General features: G+C 43.1%; 8 protein-coding genes. 4 read left to right on the forward strand and 4 right to left on the reverse strand.

Translation table 11 applies throughout. The features are described from left to right. Positions 1-120: 120 nt before the first annotated feature. The 3 genes from EWV84_RS03650 to EWV84_RS03660 all read left to right on the forward strand — a co-directional run bounded on the left by EWV84_RS03650 (position 121) and on the right by EWV84_RS03660 (position 5,031). Positions 121-2,475 carry a GH116 family glycosyl hydrolase gene (locus EWV84_RS03650; RefSeq protein WP_287076522.1) on the forward strand — a complete coding sequence of 785 codons (2,355 nt, stop codon included), beginning with the start codon at positions 121-123 and terminating at the stop codon, positions 2,473-2,475. Positions 2,476-2,901: 426 nt separating this feature from the next. Further along, positions 2,902-4,494, forward strand: a complete 1,593-nt coding sequence (locus EWV84_RS03655) for an ArnT family glycosyltransferase (protein WP_287076524.1) — start codon at positions 2,902-2,904, stop codon at positions 4,492-4,494. Positions 4,495-4,566: 72 nt separating this feature from the next. Continuing rightward, the gene (locus EWV84_RS03660; protein ID WP_287076526.1) at positions 4,567-5,031 is read left to right on the forward strand and encodes a DNA phosphorothioation-associated protein 4; all 465 of its coding nucleotides are present in this window, start codon (positions 4,567-4,569) and stop codon (positions 5,029-5,031) included. Between the two features lie 235 nt (positions 5,032-5,266). On the opposite strand, the gene EWV84_RS03665 is transcribed toward EWV84_RS03660, so the two are convergent. The 4 genes from EWV84_RS03665 to EWV84_RS03680 form a co-directional block, all read right to left on the reverse strand. After that, a complete protein-coding gene (locus EWV84_RS03665) occupies positions 5,267-6,607 on the reverse strand; it encodes an aromatic ring-hydroxylating dioxygenase subunit alpha (protein ID WP_323801812.1) in 1,341 nt (446 codons plus the stop codon). A 125-nt stretch (positions 6,608-6,732) separates the two neighbouring features. Beyond that, positions 6,733-7,362: a DUF1361 domain-containing protein gene (locus EWV84_RS03670; RefSeq protein WP_287076530.1), complete on the reverse strand. Its 630-nt coding sequence runs from the start codon at positions 7,360-7,362 to the stop codon at positions 6,733-6,735. Between the two features lie 3 nt (positions 7,363-7,365). Beyond that, the gene (locus EWV84_RS03675; protein WP_287076532.1) at positions 7,366-7,782 is read right to left on the reverse strand and encodes an acyl-CoA thioesterase; all 417 of its coding nucleotides are present in this window, start codon (positions 7,780-7,782) and stop codon (positions 7,366-7,368) included. A gap of 7 nt (positions 7,783-7,789) precedes the next feature. Further along, positions 7,790-8,308, reverse strand: coding sequence for a cofactor assembly of complex C subunit B (locus EWV84_RS03680; RefSeq protein ID WP_286824561.1), 519 nt, complete (start codon positions 8,306-8,308; stop codon positions 7,790-7,792). A 134-nt stretch (positions 8,309-8,442) separates the two neighbouring features. Between EWV84_RS03680 and EWV84_RS03685 the strand changes: the two genes are divergently transcribed. After that, entirely contained in the window at positions 8,443-9,348 is a 906-nt protein-coding gene (locus EWV84_RS03685) for a metal ABC transporter permease (protein WP_286824562.1), read from the forward strand. Positions 9,349-9,602 lie beyond the last annotated feature (254 nt).

Genomic DNA, 9,602 nt, shown 5'->3' on the forward strand with positions numbered 1-9,602 from the left:
TCCCCACTTCCCCACTTCCCCACTTCCCCACTTCCCCACTTCCCCACTTCCCCACTTCCCCACTTCCCCACACCCCACTTCCCCACTTCCCCACACCCCACACCCCAGTTAAAAACATCTATGCTTAATCTCATCTCCCTTCCAGAAATTCCCGCCGCTGCTTGGAAACGTCCTCTGGGCAAAGGTTGGGAAAAACCCTACAGCGTCCGCTATGCCAGCAATTTAGATGATGGTCCTTGGCATGGGATGCCCCTGGGAGGATTTGGGGCCGGTTGCATCGGACGTTCCCCCAAAGGTGACTTTAACCTCTGGCATCTGGACGGCGGTGAACACAGTTTTAATAGCCTTGCAGCCTGTCAATTTAGCATTTTTGAACAAACAGAAGACGGAAGCGCCCAAGCCTACGCTATGGCGACGGAAAGCCCGACGGATGGAACATTATCGCGCTGGTCGTGGTATCCAGCCGAAAAGGGAACCTATGGGGCCCTTTATCCCCGCAGTTGGTACGAGTACAAAGATGTTTTTCAGACTCAATTAATTTGCGAACAATTCTCACCGGTTTGGGCGCATAATTATCAAGAAAGTAGTTATCCTATTGCCCTATTTGAATGGACGGCTCATAATCCCACCGATAAACCGATTACTATTAGTATTATGCTGACTTGGCAAAATACAATCGGTTGGTTTACTAACGCGATTAAATCCCCAGTGGTTAAGGTGAGAGATGATGGTAGTCCCGTCTATGAATATCAATCAAAATGGGGGGAAAGTGAGGGTAATTATAATCAATGGATTGTCGATAATTTCCGCGTTGGCTGTCTAATGCGTCGGGATTACGAAAACCCCGGGGAAGGGGATGGACAGATGGCGATTGCTAGTATTACTAATCCGAGTCTAGAGGTATTTTATCTGGGTAAATGGAACCCTGCGGGCGATGGGGGCGAAGTTTGGGACTATTTCGCCATGAATGGCTCTTTACCGGATATTGAGGACGAAACCCCCGCCCAAAAAGGGGAAGAAACGGCCACGGCCATGGCGATTCGTTTTACCATTCGTCCGGGGAAAACTCGCAAAATTCCTTTTATTTTAGCTTGGGATTTACCAGTAACCGAATTTGCTCAAGGAATTAACTATTATCGTCGTTATACGGACTTTTTCGGTCGCAATGGTCAAAATGCTTGGGCGATGGTACGCACGGCTTTAAAACACGGCGATACATGGCGAGAAAATATTATTAACTGGCAAAAACCGATCCTAGAACGCACCGATCTGGCCGATTGGTTTAAAATGGCTTTATTTAATGAATTATACCTGTTAACGGACGGCGGCACTCTCTGGACGGCAGCCACGGAACAGGATGCGATCGGTCAATTCGGAGTGTTAGAATGTATTGATTATCGTTGGTATGAAAGTCTCGATGTGCGTCTCTATGGTTCCTTTGGGTTATTGATGTTATGGCCGCGCTTAGAAAAGGCTGTGATGGAAGCTTTTGCCAGGGCAATTCCCACCCACGACGACACTCCTCGGATTATCGGTTATAACCAAGCTAGTGCCATTCGTAAGGCCAAAAATGCCACTCCCCACGATTTAGGCGCGCCCAATGAACACCCTTGGCAAAAAAGTAATTACACCAGTTATCAAGACTGTAATCTCTGGAAAGATTTAGGCAGTGATTTTGTTTTATTAGTCTATCGGGATTATTTATTAACCGGTTCAAAAGATGAGGATTTTCTGCGAGAATGTTGGCCGTCTATCGTCCTAACTTTGCAATATTTAAAAACTTTTGACCTTGATAACGATGGCATCCCCGAAAATTCTGGCGCGCCAGACCAAACCTTTGATGATTGGCGTTTACAGGGAATTAGTGCCTATTGCGGTGGTTTGTGGATAGCGGCGCTAGAAGCGGCGATTAAAATTGGTGCAATTCTTGGAGAAGATACGGCAATTTTTGCCAGTTGGTTACAACAATCTCGCGCTATTTATCATCAGACTCTCTGGAATGGAGAATATTATAATTTAGATAGTGGTAGTGGTTCTGATGTGGTGATGACTGACCAATTATGCGGTCAATTTTATGCCCGTTTATTGGCTTTACCGGATGTGGTAGAAAATCAATACACGCAATCAGCTTTAAGTAAGATTTATCAGGCTTGTTTTCTCAAGTTTCATGGGGGAAAATTTGGGGCGGCAAATGGGTTAAAACCCGATGGTACTCCCGAAAATCCCGAGGCAACTCATCCCTTAGAAGTTTGGGTAGGAATTAATTTTGGGTTGGTGGCTTTTTTGATGCAAATGGGAATGGAAAAGCAAGGATGGCAAATTACAGAAGCGGTGGTGAAACAAGTCTATGAAAATGGCTTACAATTTCGCACTCCAGAAGCGATTACATCGGTGGGAACTTTCCGCGCCTGTCATTATTTACGCGCCATGGCTATCTGGGCCATCTATGGGGTTTTGACGGAATTTCAGGGATAAATTTTCGCAGCTCTGGAGCGAGCCGGTTCTCGTCAATGGCTAAATTGTTATATTTAATTACAAACACTTACTTAACATCACTTTTATCGAAAAAATCGGGTCGAAAACTTCGCCTTAAGGCGAAAAGTTTTGGGAGCGGGGCATAAATCCCCGTTACAAAAACTGCCTCCTGCCCTCTCCTCCTGCCTTCGTTATCTAAGTTTACCGTTACCTGTTCCCTTAATCTTACTTTCAGATCGCAAATCAGCAACGACTAGGGAGAGTTTGCTGATAGCCAAGGGCTAAGAGATGACAGAGTTGGTGATATAGTAAATAAAGATCACACTTAAATCTAACCTTGCCATAGATGCACAAATCTCGAATCTGGCAACCCCAAAAATATCCCGTCTCTAACATCAGTTTTAGCGATGAAATGAGGTAAGAATTTTGACCAAAATACTTAGCGATCGCATTGCCGTTTATCTGCTCATCGGTGGACTCCTGTTTAGAATAATCATCGCCTTGGGGCTTTATCCCGGGTACGATGAAGCCTATTATTATGTTTACAGCCATAATCTAGATTGGAGTTATTTCGATCATCCGCCAATAGTAGCGATTTCCACGGGTTTTGGGACTTGGATCACGGGATTAGTCAATCAATTTACGATTCGCTTCGGTACTCTCCTCCTCTATACTGGCAGCCTCTGCTTGCTATATCTGACCGCTTTAAAATTGTTCAGTCTGCCGGTCGCCAGAATGACTTTAGCGATCGCCACTCTTATCCCCATCTATGGGATCGTCTTCGGGATTCTTTCGCAGCCAGATAGTCCTTTAATCTTTTTTTGGTCATTAACAGTCTATTTAGCTGCCCAAGAATTCTGGCCAATTCGGGAAAAAAACTATCATCCTAGCTATCGTCTCGCTTATATTGGACTTGCCGTAGGATTGGCGGTTTTAAGTAAATATCACGGCTTTATTTTGGGCTTTGGTTTAGTTTTATTTTGTCTGACCACTCCCCGCTATTGGCCTGTATTTAGATCTCCCTGGTTGGGATTAGGATTTATTCTCTTTTTGATAACTTTATTGCCGATTATTTACTGGAATATTAACCATAATTGGATTTCCTTTCGCTTTCATTTAGAAGACCGTTTTTCTGGAGAACCGAAAACCTTTAATATTCTCGGTATTCTCTCGGTTGTTGGCATTAGTATCGCCACGATGTTTCCTCCTTTCGGTCTGCCGATGTGGTGGGTGACATTTAAAAGCTTTGCCGAACAAATTCCTAACTTTATCTCGAAAAAAAGATTTTTTCATCGAGAAGAAGAATCACTAAAAAAATGGTTAATTCTCTCGGTTTCTCTGCCTTTAATCCTGGGAATGCTTTATGTGGGTGCTTCCCATTATCTCGCCCCTAGTTGGATTTTACCCGGGTTCTGGTCCTGCACAATTTTATTAGGAGAAAAGGCCAATACTTGGCAGCAATCTTCTCGAATCTGGGTAAAAAGATGGTTATGGGGGTCAGGAATTTTTATCGTTACTGTTTTATCTATAGCAATGCTTCACGTTACTTTTGGCACTTTCCAAAAACCTAGTCAATACGCAATTTTTGGGGGAATTATTGCCCCAGAACAGGACCCTTCTCGGGAAATTGTTGATATCGATCAACTGCGCCAAAGCTTTGCTAATTCTCCCGAATTATTAGCACTCTTAAAAGATTCTAGCTTCGTTTTTACCAATAATTTTTATGTGACCGCATGGCTAGATATGGCCCTTTATCCCCTAGTTTCTATTCCCGTCACCTGTTTTAACAACGATCAAAGGGGTTATCAAATTTGGTTTAATCCTCAAGAATGGATCGGTAAAAATGGTTTATTAATTACTACGAATAGTTCTCTAGAAAGACCGGAAATAATCGATCGCTACCGTCCCTATTTCCAAGATATAACTAAAGTAGCTGTCATTCCGATCAAGCGCGGTGGTGTCGCCATCGAACAATTTCATGTTTACCAAGCTAAAGGACTAATTAAAACTTATCCTTAAAGCAGTTATCATTTATTAGCGGGTTCCTATCTCCTGAATTTTGTAACCTTTTTTACTTTTTACTTGATAAATATGTCCATTCATCGAGTGCGTATTGCTAGAGATAAAGGGGAATTTGTCCAGTCCTTAGTTAATTTTAATCAGGGAATTGGACCTTTTCAAACCTATGCTGATGTCATCGCTTTTGCGGCGGCTTTAGGGGTAAAATATCAGGAGAGGGTGGCGATAGAAAATGTAGCGAAGGAACCCTCACCTATTAACCTAGAAATTTTTATTTCTCGTGGCTACGATACCCTAATCAAATTATTGGCAGTCAATGAATTCCAAGACACGAAAATTCTTTCTCATCATCGGGTAGATTCGGAAGCTTTGCGAGTGACAATTTTCGAGGAATATGCCAACGCTGGTTTAGCAAGATTAGAACGAGAATTGCGCGGTGCGGTGGATTATACTGAAAGATTATTGTTAATTATCAGTCAAGAACGTTTTCGAGAAATTACTGCCACAACGGAATTCGATTTAGGCAGATTTTTGTAGTAGAAATCTTAGTTAGGGTATGCTGAAAAAGTTTTTCGGTGGTGGTAGGGTGTGGGGTGTGGGGTGTGGGGTGTAGGGTTTTACCCGTTTTCAGGTGGTCAACTACCTAATTTTCAGGGAAAAAGTACCTGAATTTTCCCCCCGATCACCCCAATGGCTGGCACTTTTTGAGGGAAAAAAAGTCTAAAAGTCTTATCCAACAAGGTTTTTAGATTTATTCAGCAAACCCTACTTATTAGTGTAGTTTGGTATGCGCTTTTTTCTCAAAGGTGCGTTCAAATTTTGTGCGGGTGTAATTGGCAGCGATCGCTATTGCTAAAGCCAAAATTGCGAAAATAAGAGCAGTAATTTGATAGATAGACTGATTTGGGGATAAAATTGCCAGTAAAGCTAATAATATCCCCATTAAAATCGCGATTTGTTTAGTTTTTACCATTTTTTCATGAGCAGTGCTACAGGTGCGACAGTGGACAGTGTGACGAGAATAGCGATCGAGGGGTAAAGGATCGGATAAATCGATCGCCGTTGTCCGCTGGCTGGTGTAGCCTTGATAGTAGGGGAAAGAGTTCCCATAGCGATCGAACCATTGACGTAACTCAATCACCAAGGCATCGGAACTTTTTAAGGGTAAGTATAATTTTTGTAAACTATCTCTTGACTTTTCCACCATTTGCTGCTGACTTTGAATTAAAGGTAGATCATCTTCGAGGATGCGACTTTGACGCAGATGTTCCAACCAGCGCCAACGGTATTGACGGGAGTTAACGGCAAAATTTTGGTAACGTCGCATCAGTAAGCGAGAACGACCTTGACCGAGAGAAATCCCGTATAAAGCCAATCCAGCATACCAATCGGGATTAGGCAGAGAAAAACGATAATGAACGAGATTAGGGGCCAGAAAATCCAGATATTTCCAGCTTTCCTGCGGATTGCGGCTATTGCGCCACTGACTGCGAATTCCCCGCGCCGAGATTTCGAGGATTTGGAAGGCTAAAGGTTGAGCATTTTCCCGTTTTGCCCCGAATTCGCTGCGATCATGGCTAATATTAACATGGGCGGGATCGAGGAGATTTTCGAGTAAATAGCCCTGTTCGTAGGGAAAATCGATGACATAATCGGTATGGACACAATTGGGGTCTTCTAGGTCTTTGATGATAGGAATATCGCTTTCTTTCGCTGTTTCCTGTTCTCCTAACCAAACCCAGAGGACTCCCTGACGTTCCACCACCCCATAGGATTTAACCTTGGCATTGCGAGGAATCGGGGTATTGACTGGCAGTTGGGGAATATGGGAACATTTTCCATCCGTCTCGAACTGCCAACCATGGTACAAACATTCTAAACGCCCAGCGATCATCTGTCCTGTGGAGAGTTTAGCCAAGCGATGGGGACAGCGATCAAGCAAACAGCCCCATTTTCCCTGCTGATCGCGAAATATTAGCAATGGTTGCCCATAAAGAGAGAAAGAGTAGGGATTTTTTTGCCAATCCTGCACGAATAACACAGGATACCAACAATTTTGGTAGTGAAAACAGTCATCCCTAGGCAGGGGTTGAGATTGATCAGCGCTCGTCATGGCGATGAGAGAGAAAAAATATTGATCATCATCATATATCGGTGTGGCCAATTGATCTCTGTCTTCCTACTATCTTTTGATTAATCGGAAAGAGACTAGGAGAGGGTGGAAATCCCCGATAGGCGTTAATTGTAGCCAAAAAATCGATTGTAAAGCCTTTTATTGATTTCGTATAGTAGCCAAATAATTAAAAAACAGACAGAGATGAATATCAAAGGTTTTTGAGTCAGTAAATTCTGCAAACTCCAGAATATTTGCTGCGGTTGAGTGACTAGATACCAACTATTCAGTCGGAGAAACCGTCCTAAATAGATACCGATCGCACTTAAAAAATGGAGAATTATTTCTAGGGGTAAAACTGCTGAATTTAGCTGACTTTGCTGACAATAACTTTTTAAATTAAGTAAGGAGAGAACGTATAGCTGAAAGCCAATAAAAATAAAGAAGCTATACTGGGGGATTAAAACTAAAAAAATTAAACTTTTGGCGTAATCCTGCTGAAGATAGGCGATTAAATGAATGCTGTCGGTGAGAATATAGGGAGCATTGGGTAAAAAAAGCAGGAAAACTAAGAGAATTAACCACCAGAGTCGGGAACGATCGAGGGCGATCCGAAATAGCCAAAAGCTAAGGATAAAGGGTATAAAAGCCAGAAAAGAATTCCAGATAATCCTCCCGGTGCTAAGGTTAAATAATTGCCAAGCATTGTGCCACCAATCCCTAGTTAAAATTATCGTTAAATCTGCCCAAATCATCCCTTAAATACCAGTCTCCTCTAGGGTTGATAAATATCTTAACCAATTTTTTAAAGATTCCGGGAAAGGGATTCTTTGTCTAGCGGTGGGAGCGATGCAGACATGGCGAGTTTTCGCTTTTGCGACCATGATTTCAGCCAAATAAATTTTATACTGCAATTCAAACTCGTTTTCGCTTAGGGATCGGGCAGTGAAATCAATCTGTATGCGATCGCCACAAAAAAGGGGCCGAAAAAACTGTATTTCCGCTTGAGTAATCGGTAGGGCAACCGGAGAATCTTTCAAAAAATCCTTGATATTGATGCCAAATTGTGCTAAAGAAAACTCGTAGGCTTGATGACAGATCGAGAGAAGATGGGCAAAGTAAACCACACCGGCCGCATCGGTATCGGCCAGATAAATTAGGCGCTCGTAGGACATAAAAAGCTTATTGTCTTTCCAGAAAGGTTAAACTATCTTGTAGTTGTCTTAACTCGTCCCGATGGGCTTTTACAGTTAATTCCGTTTGCTGAGATTTGCTTTCTACTTTAAAAGCCACTTCTTCTAAACGGCCGACTTTTTGCCAATAGAAAACCCCCGCGAGGGGAGATAAACCCACAAGAGCAAAAATATAGGGATTAGTATCGGGAAATAACAGCGATAACACCAGCGATAAGCAAAATAAACCCAAGGCCGCCAAAATTGTCAAAAATATCGCTAGAAAGGGGCTAGGCGGCACAAAACCCTGTAATCTGACAATATTCTGTTCGGGTTCGATCGCCTTGACTTGATAGGAACGTCGGTCAAAATAATCTCGCAGTTGTTCTAATAGTTGGTCGTCACTGGTACTGGTAAGATAGACACGCTGTTCGATACGCTCTTTGACGGAACCGCGAATAAAAAAGAATAATCCCACCATGAGCAGGAGAGTCAGAAAAAAAGTTGAGGAAAGAACGGGGGTATCCATGGCGGCGGTTAGGAGCGAAAAAACTTACAATTAATCCTAATTATCCTAACCTATCTTCTCCCCCGATCAGAAGATAGACCCTAGGAGAAAAACCTCGATCGAGAATCAGAAAAATTTCACCCCAAGGCAGATTCATGGGCAACAATCTATTAACAGGATTAATCGAACCCTTACAGTATAGTTTCATGCAGAGATCCCTAATTGAAGCTATCATCGTCGGGATCATTTGTGCGGTGGTGGGAACCTACCTGATGGTACAACGTTTGGCCCTCTTGGGCGATGCCATCAGTCACTCGGTCTTACCCGGATTAGCGATCGCTTTTATTGGTAATTTTAATCTGCTACTGGGTGCTTTACTAGCCTCAATGGTCAGTACCCTACTGATTAACTTGATCCGTAATCGTTCCCCAATCAAAGAAGATGCGGCCATGGGTATCGTTTTCTCGGCTTTTTTTGCCCTTGGCATCACCCTGATCACTCTCATCCAAAAAAACAACAAAATTGACCTTAATCACTTTCTCTTCGGCAATATTCTGGGTGTTACTGCTGCCGACATCCGCGATACCCTAATTCTTGCCGTTATCGTTTTGTTAACCGTTTTGCTCCTGTATAAAGAACTATTATTCTACACTTTCGACAAAATCGGGGCGCAAGCGGCGGGTTTACCAGTAAATTTATTAGATTTAGGCTTAATGCTCCTGATTGGTCTGACAATCGTTGCTAGTCTCCAAGCAGTGGGAGTAATCCTCGTTTTGTCCCTTTTGATTACCCCCGCAGCCACTGCTTATCTTTTAGTTACCCGTCTCCATCAAGTCATGGGTTTAGGTGTGGGTGTGGGGATTATTTCTAGTATCAGTGGGATGTATTTAAGTTATTACTGGAATTTACCCTCTGGACCGGCGATCGTGCTTGTCGCTTTTACCCTATTTATGTTGGCCTTTTTATTCAGTCCCCGTCAGGGAATTTTCACTCATCCCTCTAGTCTAGGTGGTCAACTTTCTATCTGGGGAGAGATGAAAAATTTGTTGAGACGACGTTAGTTTGCAGCAGAAGGTTGGGTTTTTGGCAAGTGATCAAAAAAAGCCGACGACTGACGACTAAAAAACTGATAACTGCTATAAGTAGTCGGACAAAATTAATTTCCTAGTCGAGACGGGAGACAGCAGAGGATGCCCTCTCCAGTTATACTTCATCTTTATGAGAAACGCCTTAAGTAGGGTCTGCTGAAAAAGTTTTTCGGTGGGGGTTGGGGGTTGGGGGTTGGGGGTTGGGGGTTGGGGGTTGGGGGGTGGGG

It is taken from the genome of Microcystis sp. M_QC_C_20170808_M3Col (assembly GCF_007095505.1).
Classification (GTDB): domain Bacteria; phylum Cyanobacteriota; class Cyanobacteriia; order Cyanobacteriales; family Microcystaceae; genus Microcystis.